The organism is Pantoea sp. Fr+CA_20 (assembly GCF_024520835.1).
Classification (GTDB): Bacteria; Pseudomonadota; Gammaproteobacteria; order Enterobacterales; family Enterobacteriaceae; genus Pantoea; species Pantoea allii.
Window position 1 is genome coordinate 24,744 of sequence record NZ_JALNPN010000004.1, and the last position, 23,166, is coordinate 47,909.

General features: G+C 51.8%; 24 protein-coding genes. 9 read left to right on the forward strand and 15 right to left on the reverse strand.

Annotation, left to right across the window (positions count from 1 at the left end):
* Window positions 1-204: 204 nt before the first annotated feature.
* The 5 genes from NR177_RS07005 (at window position 205) to NR177_RS07025 (ending at window position 5,122) form a co-directional block, all read left to right on the forward strand.
* On the forward strand, window positions 205-1,290 hold the full coding sequence (locus NR177_RS07005; RefSeq protein ID WP_172823924.1) for a mechanosensitive ion channel family protein: 1,086 nt from the start codon (window positions 205-207) through the stop codon (window positions 1,288-1,290).
* Between the two features lie 156 nt (window positions 1,291-1,446).
* The gene (locus NR177_RS07010) at window positions 1,447-2,274 is read left to right on the forward strand and encodes an MBL fold metallo-hydrolase (RefSeq protein WP_172896846.1); all 828 of its coding nucleotides are present in this window, start codon (window positions 1,447-1,449) and stop codon (window positions 2,272-2,274) included.
* 193 nt (window positions 2,275-2,467) lie between these two features.
* Complete coding sequence (locus tag NR177_RS07015) at window positions 2,468-3,175, forward strand: alpha/beta fold hydrolase (RefSeq protein WP_256852541.1); 708 nt, start codon at window positions 2,468-2,470, stop codon at window positions 3,173-3,175.
* A 206-nt stretch (window positions 3,176-3,381) separates the two neighbouring features.
* The gene (locus NR177_RS07020) at window positions 3,382-3,591 is read left to right on the forward strand and encodes a hypothetical protein (protein ID WP_109716285.1); all 210 of its coding nucleotides are present in this window, start codon (window positions 3,382-3,384) and stop codon (window positions 3,589-3,591) included.
* Window positions 3,592-3,988: 397 nt separating this feature from the next.
* Window positions 3,989-5,122, forward strand: a complete 1,134-nt coding sequence (locus tag NR177_RS07025) for a glutathione-independent formaldehyde dehydrogenase (RefSeq protein ID WP_256852542.1) — start codon at window positions 3,989-3,991, stop codon at window positions 5,120-5,122.
* Between the two features lie 233 nt (window positions 5,123-5,355).
* On the opposite strand, the gene NR177_RS07030 is transcribed toward NR177_RS07025, so the two are convergent.
* The gene (locus NR177_RS07030; RefSeq protein ID WP_096012605.1) at window positions 5,356-6,081 is read right to left on the reverse strand and encodes an SDR family oxidoreductase; all 726 of its coding nucleotides are present in this window, start codon (window positions 6,079-6,081) and stop codon (window positions 5,356-5,358) included.
* A 153-nt stretch (window positions 6,082-6,234) separates the two neighbouring features.
* On the opposite strand from NR177_RS07030, the gene NR177_RS07035 reads away from it, so the two are divergent.
* Window positions 6,235-7,143 (forward strand): LysR family transcriptional regulator, encoded by a 909-nt coding sequence (locus tag NR177_RS07035; protein WP_256852543.1) that lies wholly within the window; start codon window positions 6,235-6,237, stop codon window positions 7,141-7,143.
* A gap of 171 nt (window positions 7,144-7,314) precedes the next feature.
* On the opposite strand, the gene NR177_RS07040 is transcribed toward NR177_RS07035, so the two are convergent.
* The 5 genes from NR177_RS07040 to NR177_RS07060 form a co-directional block, all read right to left on the reverse strand.
* The gene (locus NR177_RS07040; RefSeq protein ID WP_244915402.1) at window positions 7,315-7,704 is read right to left on the reverse strand and encodes a hypothetical protein; all 390 of its coding nucleotides are present in this window, start codon (window positions 7,702-7,704) and stop codon (window positions 7,315-7,317) included.
* A 114-nt stretch (window positions 7,705-7,818) separates the two neighbouring features.
* Window positions 7,819-8,328, reverse strand: a complete 510-nt coding sequence (locus NR177_RS07045; protein WP_063879480.1) for an Lrp/AsnC family transcriptional regulator — start codon at window positions 8,326-8,328, stop codon at window positions 7,819-7,821.
* Window positions 8,329-8,338: 10 nt separating this feature from the next.
* Window positions 8,339-9,706, reverse strand: a complete 1,368-nt coding sequence (locus NR177_RS07050) for an aspartate aminotransferase family protein (RefSeq protein ID WP_063879481.1) — start codon at window positions 9,704-9,706, stop codon at window positions 8,339-8,341.
* Between the two features lie 14 nt (window positions 9,707-9,720).
* Window positions 9,721-10,770 carry a phosphotransferase gene (locus NR177_RS07055; protein ID WP_256852544.1) on the reverse strand — a complete coding sequence of 350 codons (1,050 nt, stop codon included), beginning with the start codon at window positions 10,768-10,770 and terminating at the stop codon, window positions 9,721-9,723.
* 31 nt (window positions 10,771-10,801) lie between these two features.
* Window positions 10,802-11,467 (reverse strand): haloacid dehalogenase type II, encoded by a 666-nt coding sequence (locus NR177_RS07060; RefSeq protein ID WP_256852545.1) that lies wholly within the window; start codon window positions 11,465-11,467, stop codon window positions 10,802-10,804.
* Between the two features lie 293 nt (window positions 11,468-11,760).
* Between NR177_RS07060 and NR177_RS07065 the strand changes: the two genes are divergently transcribed.
* Window positions 11,761-12,243 carry a cold-shock protein gene (locus NR177_RS07065; RefSeq protein WP_063879484.1) on the forward strand — a complete coding sequence of 161 codons (483 nt, stop codon included), beginning with the start codon at window positions 11,761-11,763 and terminating at the stop codon, window positions 12,241-12,243.
* A gap of 234 nt (window positions 12,244-12,477) precedes the next feature.
* On the forward strand, window positions 12,478-13,017 hold the full coding sequence (locus NR177_RS07070) for a DUF2058 domain-containing protein (protein WP_256852546.1): 540 nt from the start codon (window positions 12,478-12,480) through the stop codon (window positions 13,015-13,017).
* 9 nt (window positions 13,018-13,026) lie between these two features.
* On the opposite strand, the gene NR177_RS07075 is transcribed toward NR177_RS07070, so the two are convergent.
* Entirely contained in the window at window positions 13,027-13,209 is a 183-nt protein-coding gene (locus NR177_RS07075) for a hypothetical protein (protein ID WP_063879495.1), read from the reverse strand.
* Window positions 13,210-13,211: 2 nt separating this feature from the next.
* The gene (locus NR177_RS07080) at window positions 13,212-13,802 is read right to left on the reverse strand and encodes an ABATE domain-containing protein (RefSeq protein WP_256852547.1); all 591 of its coding nucleotides are present in this window, start codon (window positions 13,800-13,802) and stop codon (window positions 13,212-13,214) included.
* 97 nt (window positions 13,803-13,899) lie between these two features.
* Here NR177_RS07080 and NR177_RS07085 point away from each other — a divergent pair, with 97 nt between their 5' ends.
* The gene (locus NR177_RS07085; RefSeq protein ID WP_256852548.1) at window positions 13,900-14,835 is read left to right on the forward strand and encodes an alpha/beta fold hydrolase; all 936 of its coding nucleotides are present in this window, start codon (window positions 13,900-13,902) and stop codon (window positions 14,833-14,835) included.
* A 77-nt stretch (window positions 14,836-14,912) separates the two neighbouring features.
* On the opposite strand, the gene NR177_RS07090 is transcribed toward NR177_RS07085, so the two are convergent.
* From NR177_RS07090 to NR177_RS07120, 7 genes are all read right to left on the reverse strand, one after another.
* Entirely contained in the window at window positions 14,913-15,611 is a 699-nt protein-coding gene (locus NR177_RS07090) for an RluA family pseudouridine synthase (RefSeq protein ID WP_256852549.1), read from the reverse strand.
* Window positions 15,612-15,826: 215 nt separating this feature from the next.
* Window positions 15,827-16,432 carry a class I SAM-dependent methyltransferase gene (locus tag NR177_RS07095; RefSeq protein ID WP_256852647.1) on the reverse strand — a complete coding sequence of 202 codons (606 nt, stop codon included), beginning with the start codon at window positions 16,430-16,432 and terminating at the stop codon, window positions 15,827-15,829.
* A gap of 123 nt (window positions 16,433-16,555) precedes the next feature.
* Window positions 16,556-17,569: an OmpG porin family protein gene (locus NR177_RS07100; RefSeq protein ID WP_096010700.1), complete on the reverse strand. Its 1,014-nt coding sequence runs from the start codon at window positions 17,567-17,569 to the stop codon at window positions 16,556-16,558.
* A gap of 12 nt (window positions 17,570-17,581) precedes the next feature.
* Window positions 17,582-19,075 (reverse strand): glycoside hydrolase family 32 protein, encoded by a 1,494-nt coding sequence (locus NR177_RS07105; RefSeq protein WP_256852550.1) that lies wholly within the window; start codon window positions 19,073-19,075, stop codon window positions 17,582-17,584.
* A gap of 14 nt (window positions 19,076-19,089) precedes the next feature.
* Entirely contained in the window at window positions 19,090-20,376 is a 1,287-nt protein-coding gene (locus NR177_RS07110; protein WP_372340333.1) for an OmpG porin family protein, read from the reverse strand.
* A 94-nt stretch (window positions 20,377-20,470) separates the two neighbouring features.
* Window positions 20,471-21,907, reverse strand: coding sequence for a glycoside hydrolase family 32 protein (locus NR177_RS07115; protein ID WP_256852552.1), 1,437 nt, complete (start codon window positions 21,905-21,907; stop codon window positions 20,471-20,473).
* A gap of 19 nt (window positions 21,908-21,926) precedes the next feature.
* A complete protein-coding gene (locus NR177_RS07120; protein WP_063879504.1) occupies window positions 21,927-23,165 on the reverse strand; it encodes an MFS transporter in 1,239 nt (412 codons plus the stop codon).
* Window position 23,166 lies beyond the last annotated feature (1 nt).

Genomic DNA, 23,166 nt, shown 5'->3' on the forward strand with positions numbered 1-23,166 from the left:
ATTCATAAGGTTAGTGGCAGCTTGCCGATAGGCTGCTCGCTCCGTATAGCGGTTTTTTACCCGCTTAAGAATGCAGTGGGTCAAATTTTTCATAAACTATTAAACGTGATCACGTCGTTCGCAGATAACCGAGAGAACAACGGTTACTGATTTTAGTGACTTGTCTGGCAACTGAATGTTGTCGGTGGAATGGAAGGGAATATGATGTCTTTGATTTTTGGTGAGTTATCGGGTGCGCCAGCCTGGGTACCTGCAGTATTACTCGTTATTCTCTCATTAATAGTGGGGTTTCTTGCTCGATTTATTCTTCTCAGGTTTATCCGTTACTGGCAGAGTCGCGACAGAAAGTTATTCAAATCCCTTGAAAAGCATCTTCGTGGGTCCCTGTTTCTTTTTATCCCTTTAGTGTTAATCAATATCGGGGTGAATTATATCAATATCCCCCCGCAATCCCTTAATTTCATAACGGCTACCGCCAATATATTTATTATTTTATCCGTCTGCTCTATTTTGATTCGATTGACGAATGTCGCACAGGATATGCTTTTTATACGCTATGACATTAATCTTTCAAATAACCTTCGTGCCCGTAAAATTCGCACGCAGTTAATCTATGTAAAAAAAGTGGCAATCGTCATCCTTGTGTCATTCTGTTTGTCGATGATTCTGCTCAGTTTTCCGGGTGTGCGTAAATTCGGCACGACAATTCTGGCCGGTGCCGGGGTAGCAGGGATCATCATTGGTTTTGCCCTGCAGAAGTCGCTGGTCAACCTGTTTGCTGGCATCCAGATCGCCTTTACGCAACCAATAAAAATTGACGATGCCGTGGTCGTTGAAAAAGAATGGGGATGGATTGAGGAGATAAATCTGACCTATGTCGTTGTGCGTATCTGGGATCTACGCCGACTGGTGCTGCCCATTACCTATTTTACAGAAAATGCCTTCCAGAACTGGACGCGTAATAACGCACAAATATTAGGATCGGTGTTTCTTTATGTGGATTACTCCATGCCGTTGGAGCCGCTCCGCAGACATTTTGAAAAAGTGCTGAGCGAAACAAAACTCTGGGATCAACAGACTCAGGTGCTTCAGGTGACCGATACGACCGAAAGAACCATGACCATCAGGTTATTGATGACGGCACAGAATTCCCCCACAGCCTGGGATTTACGCTGTTACGTACGGGAAAAAATGATTGAGTTTATTCAGCAAAATTATCCGCAGAGTTTGCCTCATGTCAGGGCAACCCTGACCGACGCCGATGCGGTAGACAAAGAAGCCCGCTGCTAATCGCGTATTTGGGGAGAGTGGAACGTACAGAGGTGCTGATCGCCGTATAAACGTCAGGACAACTGTACTTCTGCTGTTTGTTTACATCCGTAGTGGATGGCATGATTCGATGATGCAAACCGGACGCATCATTCCATTCTGTTTTTAAGGGGCCTTATGAAACACAAATCGATCTATCGCGTGGGTGACTGTGAGGTTTTTAAAGTGCCTGAACTTGAGGCGTCTTTATCGGTAAGTATGCTCTATCCTGACCAGCAACTGGATAGCCTTTCCCCTGAAAACATCTCGCTTTCGGTGCATAGCTGGATTGTCCGGACACCGGGCGCCACCCTTGTCATTGATACAGCCAGTGGCAACGGGCGTGAGCGTCCCGGATCTCCGCTTTCTCATCAACTGGATACACCTTATGAACATCGTTTCCGCGAGACGGGCATCGATCCCGATGAGGTGGATTTTGTTTTGATCACCCACTTGCACGGCGATCATGTGGGCTGGAACACCCACCAGGTGGAAGGCAAGTGGACGCCGTTTTTCAGGAATGCGCGCTATTACTGTTCCGATATCGGTCTGAAAAACTGGCAAAACGATCCTGCAAGACAAACCCTGTTAGAGGACAGCATCAATCCGGTTATCGAGGCTGGCTTACTTGAAACGCTGGATATGACGACAAAACCGATCCTTGCTGAATTATTACGCTTTGTGCCCACGCCCGGTCACAGCCACGATCACGCGTCAATTATTCTGCACAGCGCGGGAGAATATGCCTTATTTACCGGCGATCTTATGCATAACGAACTTCAGGTCAGGCAACCCCATCTGGCCTCTCGCTTTTGTGCAGATGCCGACCAGGCGGAAGTGCAACGCCGGTGGGCAATGGAATGGGCCGCCGATCATCAGGCATTATGTTTCAGTTCGCACTTCGCCCAGTCGTCTGCGGGTTATCTGAATAAAACCGCAAACGGGTTTGAATGGCGCTTTGTCTGAGTAAGCCCCTGTCGCTCCGGCTCAGGGCCGCCATGCGCTCTTATTTTTGGGTCGTTCAAGGATTTTCGCCCGGCACATCTCCTCGTGCAGAGCGTCGTTTTTAGCTTGCGAGGCAGGGCATAAAACATCCATTCCATCGCCTGTGATAACTTGTTAGGCTGTCCCGACAGACGTTCAGCAGGGTGCCATCTTCATGATTAAACGCATTGGGGTGGAAACCTCCATCGTTAAACACGCAGACAAAAATGTTGAAGTCACCTTGTTGCAGGTAAAGGAGGCGACGCGATGTATCCTGTTTGTCGCCGGGCTGGGGGGAAGCCCACTGCGCCACCTTGAGCTTCTGCAGACCTTTACCCGGCAGGGTATTTCCGTTGTCGCGCCGCATTTTGAACGCCTGACCTCTCCCTTTCCCTCCAGGGCTGAATTGCTGGAACGTAGCCAAAGGCTCGCCTTAGCCGGGAACAACTTTTGCAACCACTATGCCTCGATAACCGGGGTTGGGCATTCACTTGGCACGGTGATTTTATTGATGCACGCCGGGGCCACAGCCTGGACCAAAGCAAGAGAGTCGGTCGTTTTTGACGGCAGGCAGAGGTTAAATCAACTGGTGCTTTTAGCACCGCCAGCAGATTTTTTTCGCGCGCCGTCGTCGCTGGCATCCGTCAACCTCCCTGTTCAGATTTGGGCGGGTGAAAAGGACAGCGTTACGCCACTTTCAGAGGCACTCTTTCTCAACGCGGCATTAGCGCATCACACGCAGACAGATCTTCATGTTGTGAAAGATGCCGGTCATTTTACCTTTATGAATACATTGCCTCCGCACGTCACCGATTCCTTTGCCTCGCGAGATACTTTTCTTTTGGATTTGGGCGAAAAGATATCCCATTTTGTTACTGCTTAGTGCCACAGGGTACAGCCAAACAGCGGCTGGGTAAGAGGGGCGCTAATGTGAGATAAACGCGTTCACCCTCTGACTATCAATAACGCGATGATTTTACCCATGACCAGAAGCCAGGGCAGGGATAAACGTCATTGAATGAAATAGCGCCCTGTTGTAACCCGTATTTTAATTCGCGGTGCGCGGTAGTAAAAATAATGGGGTCAATAATGAATAAAAGCGGAGGCGTGCTTAGCATGATAGCGAATTATGAGTATCTGCCTGGAGGGGGAAATATCGTTATCACTGGCATGATATTATCATGGGTGCTGAAATCAATGCTTAAAAATGAATCATTTACGGTTTCGCTTGCCGTCTCTGTAACGTCCGATCACATAATACTGGAGTGGAATAAGCTGCTGTTTAATAAGTATAATTAAATTTTTATTCATTTATTTCTCCTGGCTGCCTGCAATTTCCGTCATATAAGTTACGCTTTGAAAGGTGATTGAAAGCAAACAAGACGGCGAATGATATTTATAACTACCTGATTGACTGGCACTGCCATCATTTTAAGTGGCAACGTTATTGTTTGTAATAAATCAGGCCGGAATAGTCTGAAAATGCCTTTTTTTAATGGGCGTAAACTTCCTTGTCGATAATTAATTTTGTTTTGGTTGAAATGCTTTTTTAAGAAAAACCGCATTATCTTCGCAGTAACTTTATTATCTGCCAAAGGCCGAATGAATAAGCCAGATAACGCTGATTCTGTATTGCCATGTCCTGTGAATAAGGAAACGCTAACGCAGAATCATCAATGACCCGAGAGGAAAGAGTATGAAAGCAGTCGTTTATAACGGACCCTTTGATGTTTCAGTTAAAGATGTGCCCGATGCCAAAATTGTCCGCCCCACCGATGTTCTGGTTCGCATCACCACCACCAATATCTGCGGCTCAGATCTTCACATGTATGAAGGACGCACCAGCTTCGAGCAGGGCCGTATTTTAGGGCATGAAAATTTGGGGCAGGTGGTTGAAATTGGCAGTGGCGTAGAGCGAATCAGCGTAGGTGACTATGTCTGCCTGCCGTTCAACGTAGGCTGTGGATTCTGTGAAAACTGTGAAAAAGGGCTGACGGGATACTGTCTGACAGCCAACCCCGGTACTGCTGGCGCTGCCTATGGCTTTGCCGAAATGGGAAGTTGGGAAGGCGGTCAGGCCGAGTTGCTTCGCGTCCCCTTTGCCGATTTTAACTGCCTGGTATTACCGCCCGATGCGATTGAGAAGGAAGATGACTACGTCATGCTGTCCGACATTTTCCCGACCGGCTGGCACGCCACAGAGCTTGCGGGCTTAAAAGCTGGTGAAAGTGTGGCTATTTACGGTGCCGGCCCGGTGGGACTCATGGCAGCGCATTCGGCCATTATCAAAGGCGCATCGGAGGTCTATGTTGTCGATACGCATGCCGACAGGCTGGCACTGGCGGAAAAAATCGGTGCGATTGCCATCAATGCCACGGGGGCTGATGCGGTAAATAAGATTCTCGATCTCACCGATGGTCGCGGCACCGATTGCGGTTGTGAATGTGTGGGTTATCAGTGCTGCAACAAACATGGTGCTGAAGACAATTCTGACACGATGAACAGCCTGGTTGCCTCAACAAAAGCCACGGGCGGTATTGGCGTGGTGGGCGTGTTTGTTCCACAGGACCCGGGTGCAGCGACTGATCTGGCGAAAGAGGGCAAAATGCCTTTTGACTTTGGTAGTTTCTGGTTCAAAGGACAATCCATCCGTACCGGTCAGGCGAATGTTAAAGCTTATAACCGCCAGCTTGCACGACTGATTTCGCAGGATAAAGCGAATCCAGGGCAGATTATCTCGCATCGCTTAAAACTGTCTGAAGCGGCAGAAGGCTATAAGCACTTTGACGATCGCGACAGCGGTTGGACAAAAGTGATTTTAAAACCTTAAGTCGTTCGTCATTACCATGATTGCCCCAGTCTGGTGAGTACGCCCAAGTGCGCGTGAACCAGACTGCGGGCGTTCAGCCTCTAAATGAAAACCTTTCTTTATCAGTAAAACAGACCTGTCGGTATTGGAAGCCTTAGCTGAAGGTAAGCCCCATCCATGAGCATGATGCGCGGATCGCTTCCAGGGCGAAAAGCGTGAGATTCTTTTAACCGACAAGGTGACTGAAAGGGCGATTACCAGGGCGCGCGGTTTCGATCAAAAAAGAAGCCCGCAGTCATCGCCTGGGGAGCCTGATCGGCAAGCCAGACAATGCCATCGGCCGCTTCCTCAACCGTTCTGTAGCCTGTATGCCCATTAAAATCGGTGGCGGTGTAGCCTGGGTCGACGGCGTTTACGCTAATGCCAAACGCAGTCAGTTCATGAGCAAATGCCACGGTCACGCCATTCATCGCCGTTTTCGAACTGGTATAACCCATTGCCTGGACGCGTGAATAGGGATGTGCCCGATCGGCGACCCACGCCAGCGATCCCAGCCCGCTACTCACCATAATCACTCTGGCTTGGGGCGCGAGTTTAAGTAACGGAATAAAACACTGGGTCACGCTGATGGCACCAAAAACGTTAGTGTTATACACCGCCATAATATCGCTGACTGGCTGCTCGCTGGGGGCGACAGGTTGAATCCCGGCAATGCCAGCATTGTTGATAAGAATATCCAGTTTTCCATCTGACTTCAGTACCTGTTCAGCCGCCGCCTGAACGCTGGCGGCCTGGGTCACATCCATCACCGTCAGATGCACATCCAGCCCTTCTGCGGCGAGCGTGTTCAGCGCTGCGTGGCCAGGCTGCTCGTCACGACAAGCCAACCAGACCTTATAACCCAGTAAGCCCAGTTGCCTGGCCGTCTCAAATCCAATGCTTTTGTTCGCGCCGGTGATAAGAACACTTTTGTTGGTCATTTTCTGCTGCCTCAGTTATCTCTGCTGGTGATATGGCCCCGCTAAACGCATTACCGGGCGTGTTCAGCATTTATAGCCCAGGCAATGCTGTTTGATAACAGAGGCTAATACGAATAACCTGATCGAAATGGCGAACAATCGTAGGCCGTGTAGATGAACGATTTATCGATTTTTCTGGCAGTGTTTAATGCTAAGGGCTTTCGTGCGGCAGCCAAAAAGCTGGGGCTGTCTCCTTCTACCGTCAGTGAAAGGGTGACCGCGCTTGAGCTGAGCCTTGGCGTGCCGCTTTTTATCCGCACGACGCGCAGCGTAACGCCGACTGAAGCCGGCCGGATGTTGTCCGAACGTATGTCGCCACTGCTCAGCGAAATGCGGAGCATACTGAACGACGTTGCCAGCTCTCAGCAGGCGGTGCGCGGGGTGCTTAAACTGAACGTCACGGGTGCCGTCATGGTGGATATCCTTCCCGCGCTGATCGATCGGTTTCTTGCTCGTCATCCGCGCTTACAGGTGGAAATCATGGTCGATGATCGCCTCATCGAAGCCACATCGGAAGGCTGCGATGCGGGAATACGTTATGGCGAGCACCTTGCCCAGGATGCCATTGCCATTCCCATCGGCCCTCGTCAACAGCGTTTAGCGCTGGCGGCGTCACCGGCTTATCTCGCCGCTCACGGCTCGCCGTCACATCCCGCCAGGTTAACGGAACTTGACTGCATTCGCCTGCGATATTCCAGTGGCGCGCTGATCCCATGGGAGTTTGCGCATAACGGAGAAACTGTCCGCGTCGATGCGCCCGGACGTCTGACTATTGGGGTCAATGGTGTGTCGGGGGCGATCGATCTGGCAATAAAAGGCCAGGGCATTATCGCGACGTTTGAAAACTGGCTTCAGCCTCACTTTGAAACAGGCGAACTCCATCCGTTACTCGAAGCATGGTGGCCTGCTTTTGAAGGGCCGTGGCTCTATTTTCCCAGCCGGTTTATGTCTGCGCCCTTGCGCGCATTTGTTGATTTTCTAAAAGAGGAGCGCGAGGGATGTGCGGATGAAGGCAGGTGCTAACGATTAATGTCGTGATGCGATGCAGCAAGTGCGCCGGGCCATGCTCGCGAACAGGCTAAGGCGCAGGCAGATTTAGCGTTTTAAGGGCGATGTCTTGAGCGACCAACTGGGTTAATACAAAACCGTACGGTCGAAGTTAACAGGGGCAGCGCAGTAAATTATAAGTCTGCGTCAGGGTGCGCTCTGGCTGTCGCAGTCCGATTGCTTGCTGCACCTCACAAAGCGGTGACAAAATGAGGCCGCCACAGAGGGGACGAGACCGTTTTTCTGCGCGATATCCAGGTCACCGCTATTGTCACATGTCGCACCTGCCGAAACGCCCTGGCAGCGGTGATGTTCAGAAGCCGTCATCGCATGCTGTAAATCGGTATTCATATGTGATTTGTAATCATCAAGCGCATCACGAATATCAGCCGGAGCGAGCCATTCCAGGTGCTTAGATGGGCACTGCCGGGTGAGTTCAGCCATGTAAGTATGCCAGGCATCGTCGGCAGGTGCTGCTGCCAGCGCTGCGGTTGAACCTGTAAATAGCAGGACAGCCAGTTCAAGTCGCATGATCATTTCCCACACCGTTCAGAGGTTATACATCGGGATAGCCATTTTCCATGCTGCATCAGTAATACGTTGAGGTAAAGCGTCTCTGTCGGCACAGGCGCGAGCGGTGAAGGCGCGCCGTTAGCCTTGTTTCCAGCTTGTCTGGCCTGTCGCAATCTCGGTTAGCGGCTCCTCGCGCCACTGCCAGGGTTGCCGAAGTACCACGCGGCTGGCGAATTTTGCTATGCCAATCTCATCTTCCAGCAAACGCTCCATCAGGTCCTGAAACTTGTATAAATTGGGGGCGATAATTTTCAACAGATAGTCGTAGCCGCCGCTGATGTTATAGCACTCCACGATCTCCCGGTACTGACAGGCGCCGGATTCAAATTTAATAAAATCGGCAGGATAATGGCTATTAAGCGTGATCTCGGAAAACACCACCAGATTGTTGCCCAGTTTGTTCAGCGTGACCCTGGCGGCGTAACCCGAAATAATGCCGCTTTGTTCCAGGCGTCGGGTACGCGCTAAACAGGGACTGGGGCTGAGGCTAATCGCCTCAGCCAGTTCAACTATTGAACAACGCCCCTCGCGCTGAAGATGCTCAAGTATTCTGATATCAGTACGATCGAGAGGCTTAGGATGTGACATAGACAGGTGATTACCTCGGAATGGGCTGTGACGCCCTGGCGGCAGTCGCTTCCGTTAACGACTGATCGAGTACCTCGATTATCATTTGCGCCTGTTCCGCCGTCAACACCAGGGGCGGACGAATCTTCAGCACGTTATGTCCCATTGCGCATGCACTCAGCAGGACACCTTTCTGGCGCATTCTGTTCACCACCTGACTGGTTAGCCAGCGGTCCGGAGTACGGGAAGGGCGATCGGAAACCAGTTCCACGCCAACAAAGAGGCCCGCGCCACGCACATCGCCGATGGCTTCATGCTTGTGACTGAGGGCGGTAATGCCCTCAAGCAGAAGTGCGCCTACCTTGCGGGCATGGGCAATCAGGTCATCCTGTTCAATGGTTTTCAGGACGGCCAGCGCGGCGGCACAGGAAACCGTATTGCCCGCAAACGTATTGAAATAACGGGCGCGTTGACCGAACTCTGCCAGAACGTCAGCCGTGGCCAGCAGCCCGGCAATCGGTTGACCGTTGCCCATCGGTTTGCCCAGCGTAACGATGTCCGGGATGACGTTATGACGCTGAAAGCCCCACATGTTTTCGCCCGTGCGTCCGAAGCCAGGCTGCACCTCGTCGGCAATAAACAATCCTCCGGCCTGTTTGATGGCATCGACCGCGCCTTTCAGGAAACCCGCTGTGCCAGGCAGGATGCCATCGCTGGTAAACAGCGAATCGACGATCAGTGCGGCGGGCTTAATGCCGTGGCGCTGCAGATCGGCAATGGCGTTTTCGACATCACGCGTGAAGCGCTCGCCGAGATCGGCCCCCTCGGCATGGTAGAGACGGGGCGCGGGCACCAGACGCACATGAGGTCCAAGGTCAACCGAGGTGCCCAGCGAGGGCGAGAACTGAGAAACCGCGTCCGTGATGCCATGGTAAGCAGTTTCGGTCACGATGATGCCGGTGCCGCCGGTCCGTATTTTGGCAATACGGTAGGCCAGATCGTTGGCTTCACTGCCTGTGCAGGTCAGCATCAGATGCGCAAGCGCCGTTTCCGGCACGGTTGCCAGCAGACGTTCGGCCAGTTCCAGAATGGTGTCGTGCAGGTAGCGGGTATTCGTCGCGAGGGTTTTAACCTGCTGACAAATGGCCTCGGTGACGGCAGGATGACAATGCCCAAGTGAGGTCACATTGTTATAAATGTCCAGGTAGCGACGGCCTTCAGGATCGATAAGCCACACGCCTTCACCGCGCACGATGTGTAAGGGATGCTCGTACATCAGACGATAAGCCGGACCCAACAGCGCATCGCGCCTTTCGATCATCGCGGCCGTTTCCGGTCCCACGTCGGCCTGACCGGGGATATAGGCGTTTACCATATTAAGATCGGTGGTGCTTTTCATTAATTTCTCCCGTTTCAGAGTTCAGTCAGCAATCGGTCACGTGCCGCATCGCGAGACAGATCCGCCATGAAGGACAGCGCCTCCCAGGCGGCTGGATTATGACGCATGATATAGGCGCGGTTATGGGGATAGCGGACCGCGCGCCATTCGGTAATCAGGACGGTAATCAGATGACGGGTGGCCATCAGATCGGTAACGATGTCTTGCTCCATGTCGTTGAGCGGGAGCGTTTTGTGATAGGCACCCACGAACTGGGCTGCGCCTTCAAACGGATCGGGCTGGCCTGACATTTGAAAGGCCGCAGCGGTCGCGACTTCGCCCACCAGTGGGGCATAAAGCATGTCGCCAAAATCGATAATCCCGGTAATGCGGTCCTGTTCCTCTGGCGCCACCATCACGTTGTAGAGGTGAAAATCGTTATGGATGACCTGCGCCCTGACTGCCGACAGGCGCGGCAGGACGTGCGTGGTGAAACGCGTCATAAATTTCTCCGCCAGCCTGCGGCGCGTGGGGTCGACGAGTTCCTCCAGTTTATCCATCAGACGATGTGCGGCAGAAACGTTCCACAGTAGATCATGGCTGGCGGCAGGATGTGTGAAACCCTGTAAAGCCAGATCGAGTTGGGCCAGGCAGGTGCCCATGGCACGACGTTGTGCAGGCGTTCGGTCCGTGTCCTTAACCTGCATCCCGTCCAGATAGGTCAGCATCCTGACAGTGGTTTTTGCACCATCAACTAGAGTGACGTTGTCACAATCCTGTCCTTTGCGCGTCCGCACAACACGCGGAATCAGCAGGTCGGGTGCAACCTCAGCGACATGGTTGAGCGCCTTAATCTGGAAATCCACAATCGACAGCGCTTCAGAAGGATTACTGATCTTCAACACATAGCGCGTGCCGTCTGCCTGCTCGATGCAACAGTTCTGATCGCGCTCACTGGCCAGTGACCGAATGTTGCCCTCAATGCCATACATTTCAGACACTAAAGATTGAATGGCCGGAAGTGAGAGGGCCGGCGCGGCTGTGCTCAATGCGACAGCAGGGTTGGTGTGTTCATCAAGCATCATTTTCCCTCGCTTTACCGTCTTTGGAGACAAATCAAAGGCCCAACAGGCCGGCAAGCTGGCGGAAGTTGGTGAGCCGTTCAACGCCATAGCCGTCGACGGCGGGCTCATGCCCACGATCGATAAATGCTTTGCCCATAAAGCCGAGGTCGGATGCCGTCATCAGGTCATAACGGAAGCTGGAGGAGCAGTGCATGATGTGTTCTGGCCCGCAGCCCAGTTGGTCAAACATGTATTCAAAAATCTGCGCACGCGGCTTATAGGCACGCGCCTCTTCTGCGGTATAGACAGCATGAAAGGGCGCTTTAAGATGGGCGACGCTGTGTGGGATAAGATCGGTCATCGAATTCGACAGGATCACTAAAGGAAAATGTTGGGATATCAGTTCCAGCGTTTCCACAACGTGAGGATGCGGCTGCCAGGTGGGCACGGCGTCATAGAGAGCCTGCGCGTCAGTATCGCGGTAGGCCACATCATGAGCTTTACAGGCCCGCTGAATGGCGTTTTCCACCACCTGGAAAAAGGGCTTCCAGTCGCCCAGCACTTCATCAAGACGATAGAAACGAAAGCTTTCAAGAAAGGCGGGCATCCGCTGTTCTGCGATGCGATCGGCAAAAAGTGTCTTTGCTGTCGGTCCCATTTCAAAATTAATTAGCGTTCCATAGCAATCGAAGCTGATAAATTTTGGTTTATAAATCATGTGATTAACCCCTTTCATTTGTATAAAAGAAGTATATCGTGGTGAGCGAACAGATAATTTCTTATTGACCACTGAATGGAGTGGTTTTTGCTCAATTCGCCATAGCACGCGGCATTATCCGCATAGCGTTAATCATGCCCCGATGGCTTCGTCAGCGTCGTTCCCCGGGGCCGCCCACCGGCAGCGCAGAAATTTATCAGCCCGACTTAGCCCAAAGGCGTAGTTTGCGCCTGCATTGTGTTTTACACTGCGCGCTGAAAAAATTGAGTAGATTAACGATTAGGTAGGCGGTAATGGCGATGAATGGAACAATCACAACCTGGTTTCAGGATAAAGGCTTTGGCTTTATAAAAGATGAAAACGGCGATAACCGCTATTTTCACGTGATTAAGGTCGCCAACCCTGATCTGATTAAGAAAGATGCGTCGGTCACGTTTGAGCCCACCACGAACAATAAAGGGCTGTCGGCCTATGCGGTGAAAGTCCTGCCGGAAAGCAAATACATCTTCATTGCGGGCGAGCGGCTTAAGCTTACCGCCATTAAGTCTTTTGTGGTTTACAGCGAAGAAGTCCCTGCCAGTAGCCGCATTGATAAAGAAAATACGGTGCTGTCTGTGGGCATTCTGATGAACAATATCAAACCCAAATCAGCCGACCAGGCCGATGAGATGCGTACGCTGAAGAAACTGGCGATCACCACTTTTCAGGGGGCGACCTTAATCTTCTCTGAGGATGAGATTGATATCGATGCCACGGTGAAACTGCTCAAGGTCTGACAGCTTCGGGCCAGAACTGCCAGCGCCTTTCTCAACAAGGCACTGGCAGCCTGTAAGCATTCCGGTGGCATCGACAACGACAACTTTCACGCCAGGAAAATCGCAGTAACCCGCTACACCTCATGCAACGTACAACTGACTCTCCGATCTTAAGCGCGCACCACATCAGCGTCTGCAATCTGACACTGCCTCAGGTATAATCCCGCCCATTCCTTATCAGATTCAGAGAAGAAGATGGCAAAACTCACCTTACAAGAGCAGCTGTTAAAAGCGGGATTGGTCACCAGTAAGAAAATGGACAAGGTCCAGAGAACGGCCAAAAAATCGCGTGTTCAGGCCCGCGAGGCGCGCGAAGCTGTGGAAGAAAACAAAAAAGCCCAGCTTGAACGCGACAAACAGCTCAATGAACAACACCGGCAGGCTGCGCTTTCAAAAGAATATAAGGCGCAGGTGAAGCAGCTGATCGAAATGAATAAAATCGACATTTCTAAAGGCAATATTGGTTTTAACTTCACCGATAATAATCTGATTAAAAAGATAATGGTCGATAAGCTGACCCAGTCACAGCTTATTAGTGGCCGTCTGGCGATTGCGCGTTTGCAGGCAGACAACAGCGAAGAGAGTCATTACGCCATTATCCCCGCGAGCGTTGCCGATAAAATTGCCGAACGTGATGCGAACAGTATCGTCTTAAACAGTGCGCTGAGTCAGGAAGCGCAGGATGAAGACGATCCTTATGCTGATTTCAAAGTACCCGATGATCTGATGTGGTAATGACTGCAATCAGGCGGGATAACCGCTGAGCCTTGCAGCAAAGTGCTGTGCACTCTCGCCGCAGGGCTCGCGCCGTTTGCCGCTCGGACGGCGGCGGCAGGGCGCATTACCCTGGGCCAGGTTGACCGCGCATTTATCGGTATTGAGCATCGATAACATCGTCCCGGCATCCTCAGGCGAGCCGGGATACATAATCAAGCCTGATCCGATCGCTTTCGGGATCGAAACGCCGCGACTTTCATGCGATTGCCACAGGTCGCCATGCTGCACCAGCGGCGGCGGTGCGATTTACTGAGGTCATGGAAAAGCAGGATACAGTCATGTGCTTCACACTGGCGCACGTACGTAAAGCTGTCACTGACAACAAGCTCGACCAGTGCGTTGACCACCGGCCAAAGCAGGATGGCTGTACTTATCTCCTCGTGGCTAATCGCGATCTGGTATCGCTGCGCGTCATCATCCCACGCCAGTCGCTCCGTCGGGCGCCCGTCCTTATAGAGCCTGTTAAGAACGGTCAGTTCCGCAGATAAGCCATTCATCGCAGCATCGACTAATGCACGTGCACTATGGCGCAGCGCCCGCGCTTCATGTAACAGCCCATCAGGTGCCTGTAAAGGCGCGCCATCCGGCCAGATCCCTGCCATCTCCAGCCAGAGCATCACGCGTCGATCGTCGCTGAAACCGTCATGTCGCTGCTCGACCACGCCGTATTCACTATTGATAAAGTCCAGTGCGAGGTTATCCGCCAGGAAAAGGAAGTCGTGGGTGTTGAGATCGGGATTCATAGCTGCCTGTAACTGTTAAAAACATATTTGACAGGTTAGCAAATAAGATCGTAACCTTCAAATAACAACTTTAACGGTTACACCATAAGGAAACATCATGGCGGCTTCAAAATCCATTACGACGACAGACAGTTTGCGTACGCACGACGTTAACGATGCACAGCAACTGGATGGCGTAAAATACCGCTACGAGCAGGTCGGCGACGTCAAGGTGTTTTATCGCGAAGCGGGCGATCCCAGCAGGCCAACAATACTGTTACTGCATGGCTTTGCGGGGTCATCATTTATGTTCAGAGAACTGATTCCACAACTGGCTGGGCGCTATCACGTGATCGCTCCCGACCTGCCTGCATTCGGGTTTACCGAAGCGCCCGCGCGGGACGCGTACGCTTACACCTTCGAGCAACTGGCGATGACTATCGAACAGTTAACACAGCAGCTCAGGCTGAATAACTATGCACTGATGGTGCACGACTACGGCGCACCTGTCGGCTGGCGGCTTGCCGTCAGTCATCCGGAGCGGATCACGGCCATTATTTCTCAGAACGGTAACGCCTACGAGGAAGGGCTGGGAGAGGGCTGGAAACCGATTCAGCGCTACTGGCAGGAACCGACTCAGGAGAACCGCAATGCGCTGCAAGACTTCCCAACGCCCGCCTCCATCAAATGGCAATATCTTGAGGGCGTGCCGGATAAAAGTCGTGTCTCACCCGATGGTTACACGCTTGAAGGCCTGCAAATTCTTAGGCCGGGTAACGCGGACATTCAACTCGATCTGCTGCTGGATTACGCGTCAAATGTTGCTATGTATCCGGTGTTCCAGAACTACTTCCGCCAGTATCAGCCGCCATTGTTAGCGGTGTGGGGAAAGAACGATCCCTTCTTCCTGCCTGCTGGCGCACGTGCGTGGAAACGGGATCTGCCTGCGGCAGAGATTCGTTTCTTTGATACCGGACACTTCGCGCTCGAAACGCACGGCCAGGTGATTGCGAGCGTGATCGCAGACTTCCTGGACAACTTACGGCTGAAATAAACCGATATCCGGTGCGATGCGAAGAGCCGGTGCCGCGCAGTGCAAGGCGGCCGGGCCAGCGGTATGATTAACGTGCGTTAAAACGGGCTGGGGCAGCGAGCGTGAAACGGCGTGCCACTGACGGGATGGACAAAGTGCAGTTCACTGGCATGAAGCATGAGCCGCGGCGTCTGCTGCGTACCCGGCAGATCAAGACCGCCATAGAGATCACAGCCCAGAATCGGATGACCCAACAGCTGGCAGTGAATACGTAGCTGATGCGTGCGCCCGGTTTCCGGGCTCAGCGTCACCCGCGTCAGGGGAAGGGCCGTGGCGTCATCCCGTTTTTGATATAAACGTTCAGTAACCTGGTAACCAGACCGGGCTGGTTTGCCATGGCGCGGGCAAATCGACATCCGTGGAAAGCTGGCCGCATCTTTGGCAATGGGGGCATCAATCACACCTTGCTCATCCGTTACATGACCGCACAGCAGCGCGCTGTATTGCTTGGTGACTGCGCGCGCGCTGAATTGCTGGCAAAGCGCGGCGTTAATGGTTTTATTTCGCGCCACGACCATCAGCCCCGAGGTGCCAAAATCCAGCCGGTGAACCAGTGTGCAACCAGGAAACAGTTGCACCAGGCGATGATGTACCGAGTCCAGGTTTTGTGGGTTTTTACCCGACAGGCTCAGTAGTCCACTGGGCTTGTCGATCAGCACCAGATGGTCATCCTCATAGAGAATGTTTATCGCCTCGTGGCACGGCGGAGCAATAAAAGTATCAACGATCGTAGACATCAGTAAGCCTGAGGAGTGAGCAGGGAGGGATGATAGCGAATTATTAACGGTCAGGCGAATGGGGCCGGTTGCAGAACCCGACTGCCACAGGCTTATATCAATGCGATTAATGCGGCCCTTGCTGACAAGACGGCATCAGCCTGCTGGTGCAGACTCACACACGATGCTGGCGAGAATGCGACGAGTAAGGGCTGTTGTGGGTGGCAACGGGAGGATTAATCTTTAGCTGCGAGCCATAATGTCCGGCCATTGCACTGCTGATCCTCGACAACATGATGCACAATATGGAAATCGTACTGCTGCAGGAGTGACGCGTATTCAAGCGGCGACAGGCTGGAATGATAAAGCGGCTCACCCTGAAATTCACCTATGGCTTCGCCGTCCGCCGGGCCAGCGTTAAACATCAGTGCGGTGCCCTTACTGGCATGCGCAGAAAAAATGGCAAACATCTGCCGCTGATCGGCACGGGTAAGATGAAAAAAACTGTCCCAGGCAAGAATACCATCGAAACGATGTCCCAACTGCAGCTCCCGCATATCCGCCACTTGCCAGGTGTGTTCAGGAAAGGTTTCTTTGCAGCGGGCAATCATTGAAGGCGAGCCGTCAATGCCTGTCACACGGAACCCACGGCTCAGCAGATACCCGGCAATCGGCGTTCCATTGCCACATCCCAGATCCAGAATATGTCCGTTGGGACGAACATGATGGAGGAATCTGTCCAGCCAGGGTTTTTCTGACAGGTTGGTGGCGCGCAGTTTTGCAAATGCGGCAGCGTTTCTTTCATACAGTGATATTACTGACCTGAACGCCTCATTATCCATCATCTCTCCGTAACCTCAGAGTTATCATCATTATCACTATCGTGATCAGGTTCGCGGCGTAAGTCCGGCTGTGTCGAATAACATGATCCGTTCCCTTACACCGCGAATGATTTACGCCCCTGTTTAAAAATTATAATCCAGCATCAACGTGTAACGGGTAGTGATCGCATCGCCTTGAGTGACCCAACTGCCACTCTGATTTTTCAATGCCCCCGTGACTTCGCCAGAAACAGTAAAGCGCGTAGTCAGCGGATAATTCATCGACACTTTCAGGAAACGACTGCGTGTGTTCTGGAATATTTCACCATCCTCAGGTTGGGCATTATTTTTCTTATAATGTCCATATCCCCCGCTGAGGGTTGTAGAGAGTTTTCCCCAGTTATGCCAGACGCCTACGGATGTGGTCCAGCTTTTTTCGTCTATATCGCCCCATTGTTCTCTGTCTAAAATTCCCGAGGCGAATTGCTGGCGAAACCAGATGCCCGTTGTGTTGTTGATAATATACTGCACACCCGGCTCAATCTGGAATGAACGCACATCACGATCATTTTGTGAACCGCCACTGCGGCGGTGATCGATTTGCTGATAAAGATAATTAAAGAATGAGAGGCGGTCTGTTAAACGTAAATCGGTAAAGAATTTGACGCGCCCCTGCCAGCGGTCCTCTACAGACGAACTTCCGCCCATCACATCCCAGCCGTAGCGCAGACGTTTGTAGAAATATTCGTGGCCGACAATAAGTTGAGTCCACTGATTCTGGCTGAGGTAAGTCTGGTCTTCCCAGGTACCGTTATAATTGGTGGTTCGCCCTTCAGAAAAGGCCAGATACCAGCCGGGTAATGCATCATGACGCATTACGCCCTGCACAAAGGTGAGTGAGTCATTGCCGTTATGAAAATGGCTGTTACGCCAGTTGTTATCCTCAATCGCATATTTCATTTTTAACTGGCCATGAACGCGACCGCCAGCTGGGTTTGATGAGCGGGCAGAGGTCCACATGATATCTTCATCCAGATAGGACCACGGATCGACCGCAATAACGGTGCCTGATAAATCCTTCATGACGCTCATGCTCGCATGGGTCAGGGTTGGACACAGCAGGGCAAAAATAATACTCAGGGCATGATGTTTTTTCATAATACGATCCCATTAAATCATTTCTTTTATTTTCAACGTCGCGTGAAAATGATCGTTTTGAGGCAGGCTGATGCTCCAGGGTTTCCCCTCCATGGAATACATCCGGGTACTGAATGCCGCCTTATTGTTGATGTAAAAAACAGCAATTGAGTTTTGTATCAGGACGCGCAACTCAATTTTTTCATCAAGCGGAACATCTACCCAGGATTCCGCATTGTCCTGATGAATTGAGGTCAGCGGAGAGTTAAAAAAATAAACTTTCCCTTTGCTCTTATTGAACACCACGTTCAGCCCGGCCTTACTGATGCTGTCGTCAGTAAGGCCAAAGCTCATAACCATGCCGGCAGAGGGAATATCCACGGTGGCAGTCAGCACCGCGCGTTTAGGCAGGGGCGGATACACAGAGGACTGTAGCGATGCGAACTGTGTGGTCGTTTTTAGCGTTTTACTTTCTGTCAGCGTGGTAACCGGACCTGGATTCGCGTCGATGGCGGTCTGCAATTCCTGCGGAATAACACTCTTGAGCTGGCCCTGAGGCTCCGCGATTAACTCGTGAACAACCAGATTCCCTGCCCAGTCAATATTGCCGCTGTCACGGTTTCCTGCTTTGGTAGGTATCCAACCGAAAACGAATAAGCGGTCGTTTTTGCGTACCAGTTTTCCCGCGTAAAAACCTGAGCCATCGACCACATAATTATTCGTTTTTCGCCACGGCCCTTCCGGATTATCCGCGACACGGTACTGTGTCAGACGCAGCGGCCACTGATCGCTAAAGCTGAGATACCAACGCCCGTTGAAGAACACCAGTGTCGGACATTCGAGATTGGCGTTCGTGGTGATAGTGTCATTATCGAAAAAGATACCGCTGTCTTCCCAGTTTGTTAAATCGGTTGAACGGTAACGGGCAATAACCCCTCGGCCGTTGCTACGCGTGGTAATTAACATCCAGTATTCTTTTTTTTCTTCAATCCAGACAACGTGAGGATCGCGGAAGTCATTACCGCGATACTTCTTGCCCGGCAGAAGGGTGTCATTGGGATGTTTAACCCAGTGAAGACGATCTTTACTGGTGGCGTGCATAATGGACTCCACCGGAAACACGTTTTCATTGTGGGCGGTATACCAGGCATGCCAGGTGTCGCCGACTTTAATGATCGATCCGGTTCCCAACAGCAGTTCCGGGTTGTCAACGTTATTGACGTAGGGAATCACTTCAGAGTGGTTCTGATAATCATATAAGTTGGCACTCGACAGCAGATGAATCGCGTGCACGCCTAAGTCACTGCCGCCACGGACATCATTAAGATAAAAAATATCAAATTCGCCATTGTTATACACCGGCATGGGATCGCCAATAAATGAGCCTTCCACTCGCGGAAAAAAGCCATTAATTCGCGTAATGCTTTTATTTTGTAATGTTTCTTTAGAGGGTTGTGAATAAACTGGCGTATTTCCAACGGAAAGCGTCAGCAGTGCGACGAATGTCGCTAACGTTAATTTTTTCATGCTGCACCTGAATATCAGAAGTTATAATTCACGCCAACCACGGTAAAGGGATTCCATGAGTGACCTTTATATGTCCAGAGTCCGTCTTCTTTCGTAAATTCTGCTCTGAATTCACCATAGAGTCTGACTTCACCAAACACCGGATAGCTGAGGGTGCCGCCGATAAATTTATAGCGGCCGTTATAAAAAACTTCGTTGGCGTTACTGGCGTTCTCGGTTTTGTCCTGACCGAAGCCCACATACAGCGAGGTTAAAAGCGGATACCAGTTTCGCCAAAGCCCGGCCGTTACTTTCCATTCCACTTCAACAATGTCACCCCAGTTTTCACGTACCTGACGGTTATAGTAATAATAAGGCCGTAAATACAATCCCATATCCGGATTCACGCGATATTGAATAGCCGGCTCAGTTTCAAAAATATATTGTTCAAGATCGCCATTTCCCGGTTCATTGCCCTGGGGCTGATATTCGCCATAAGCATAACCGGCAAGACTCCATTTATTACTGAGTCGCAGGTCCTGCCAGACTTTAAAACGATTCTTCCAGCGTTTCGTGGCCGTTTCGGAACCGATCATGGCTTCTGTGCCTATATTACCTCGCCAGGTTTCAAAGATATGGCCAACAAAAAACTCATTAATCGTATTGGTGGCATCGTATTTCTGATTGCTAAACTGGCCTTTATAGCTGTCTTCCCGGGCATTCCAGAAACCAAAGTACCAGTTTGGTAACTCATCATGCCTTAAAAAAGCCTGTATGGTTGCGAGCTTAAACTTTCCGCTGTTTCTACTCTTATCACGCCAGCGAACATCATCAATTTCTATCTGTGTGCCAATGTTGCCGTGTAAGCCGCCAGCCTCCATATTGCGGCCGATACTGTTCCAGTGAACCGGCGGATCTTCCTGTCTTAAACGCAGCAGGCTGACATCTGCTGGCATAGCCACCTTACTGCTGAGTTCAGGGTCGGTTATGTTATTTTCGCCTGCAGGGGATAAGGTCGCCGGCACGGGTGGTGCGGCATGTTCGGCTGTCCTGTCCACCGTAACCGGCGAGGAGGAAACGTGGCTGACCGGCGGCGCAGGTTCCTTTTTAGCAGGCGCCGTGCGGATAGGGTGATTATCCGTTTCATCATAAAAATAACTTTGATAGTTCCCGGTATAAACATTTGACGAGTCCGGTGTGTTTTCGGCTACAGCAGGAAAGGCCGCTAATGACAGCATCAATGCCAGTGTTTCTTTTCCCGAAACCCTATTTTTTCTATTCATCACACTAACCCGGTGGAACGGCGTTAATATTTCATCCATTTTTCTGTCTCATTATTTCAGGCGAGAGCAGCCAGTCAGAGACTGACAGAAATAAAAAATCAGTAGCTAAGAGGCGTTACGGATCAGGACGGAATTATCTGTCCAGAGACCAGTACCCAGCGTCTTCTAAGGCGGCGACGCCGTTATGGGCAAACAATGTTAAATCACGCTTGTCAGGCTGAGGGTAAATTCGGCTACTCAGGCATGCGGTGCCCGCATTGACAAACACTTCCACAGAGGAACGGTCAATGAAAATTTGCAGCGACAGTCGCTTGTCTGCTGGCAGGGAAATGCTGCGTGTTCCCTCAAGCAAAAATTCCGGGTAACGACGCTCTACAATTAGCCGTTGGGCCTGATTGTCGACGTAAATTCGCAGCCCGTCGCCCAGCGCAAGACCATATTGCTCCGCCGAAGATGCGTTGAGATCCCATTCCAGCCGCACTTCAACCGCCTCGGCATGTTCCCCGATAGACAGGGTTTGATTGTTCAGCTCGCGCACCGGTACCGCATAATAACGGCCACGCAGGGCGGCGACCTCGGCCGCGGGCTTCATCCGCACACGGTTATCATCGCCCAGGCTTAACTCACGTGGCAGAGAAAGCATCCCGGCCCAACCGTCCTGCTGTTCGGGCATCGGTGATTCCCACATATCCAGCCAGCCGATGACAATGCGGCGACCATCCGGGGTCAGGAAGCTTTGCGGCGCATAAAAATCGTGACCATGGTCCAGCTCAATGAATTGTCCATCATGGGTGAAGGCTTCACCGGGTTGCCATTCGCCGAGCAGATAGCCGCTCTGAAACAGATTGCGATGGTGATAACCTGTCGCTGCGATCCCCTGCGGGGAGAACATCAGGACGCGTCGATTGCCCAGGGAAAAGAAGTCCGGGCACTCCCACATAAAGCCCATTCCGTCTGCCGCCTCGGCAAAAACACCTTCGTCGTGCCATTCACGCAGATCGGCGGAGCGATACAGGCGCACCTGACCTGTGTCCTCGACGCGGGAGCCGACAACCATGTACCAGAACTCACCTTCGCGCCATACCTTGGGATCGCGGAAATGATGCAGGCCTGGCGGGGTATCGATCACGCAACCCTGGCGTTCAAAGTGGATACCGTCGCGACTGGTTGCCAGGCACTGAACCTGATAGAGGTTGTCATCCGTGTCGGCGGCTCCGTGAAATTTATGGCCTGTATAAATCAATGCCAGCGTGTCGCCGTCCACCACGGCAGAGCCTGAGAAGCAGCCGTCTTTGTCTGCCGGGCCTTCCGGTGCCAGCGCAACCGGCAGATGCTCCCAGTGCACCAGATCTTGACTGCGGGCGTGCCCCCAGTGCATCGGTCCCCATTTTGTGGAGTAGGGGTGATGCTGGTAGAACGCGTGATACCAGCCTTCAAACCAGACCAGGCCGTTAGGATCGTTCATCCAGCCTGCGCGAGCGGCAAGGTGATAACGTGGATACCAGCGTGGATTAATCCCGGATTGCGAGGTTTCAAGTGCCTGTTCAGCCTGTTTTAATAAAGATGTCATTGTGTTTACTCTCAATAAATTACACAGCGTTTTGCTGTAACAAGGATGGCTCAGAGGAGGACTTAGTTGAGCGCAAAAGGAAAATGGAAATAAACGTCGTGCAGAACACCATGATGCCCATAATCAGATAGGACTGGGCGAAGCCAAACCGCTCATAGCTAAAGCCCGCCAGCGGCGATAACACGGTGCCAATAATTGAGCTGGTACAGGCGAAGCCCACCAGATAGATCGTGGAAGACAGACGCTTATCGAAATTCAGACTGTTATATTTAAAAATGGCGACCAACAGGATAGGGAGTTCAACAGCGTGAAGCAGTTTGGTGATGGAAATCAGCAGCGGACCTACCACCAGGCCTGATGCCACCATGCGCAGCGCCATCACCATACCGGCGAATATCAAACCATTTTTAGCGCCAATCCGGTTAACCAGCCAGGGCGCGCAAAACATACCTGCTGCCTCCAGAAAGACCTGGACGGAGTTTAAATAGCCAAACATGGCGTTCCCTTCTTTTAACGTCGGAAACTGAGAAGAGAAATAAACCGGGAATTGCTGATCGTACACGCCATAAATACAGGTGCCGACCACGAAAAAGATCAGCGCCCAAAAGTGCGGCAGAGTAAGCAGGCGAAAGGCATCGGCAAGCGAGACTTTTTTAGCCCCGATTTCGAGTTTCTCCATACTTGCCGGGGCCGCCACTTTCAAACGCGCCAGCAGGCAGAAGAAAACCAGTCCGGAGCATGATGCCACCAGGAAATTAAGATTGGGGTTGATATTAAACAGCAGCCCGGCAAAAAACGTGGCGATAGCCCAACCGAGGGAGCCCCACATCCTGGCCCGGCCAAACTCGAAGCTGCTCTGACGGGCAACGCGTTCGGTATAGGATTCCAGCACACCGATACCGCCGTTAAAGGTCAGGCCAATAAACACACCGCCGAACAGGCTACCCAACAGAATATTCACACTCAGCAAATAGCTAAACAGCAGGTAAGCAGGGCCAGAGAGAATCAGCAGGGCGGTAATAAACCACAGCAGATGTTTGCGCAGACCCAGTCGGTCCTGAATAAAACCATAACAAACCTGGGCAAAGAGGGCCGATACGGATAAGACCGAATAGATGATGCCGGTTTGCGACGCCTTAAGGCCGACTTCCTGGTGAAGCCAAATGGAGAGAAGTGAACTGGAAGAGGACCAGGTCATAAAGAAAAAGAACAGCAGTGCGCTGAGTAGCAAATAGCTGCGGGAAGGCCGTTTTTTCATC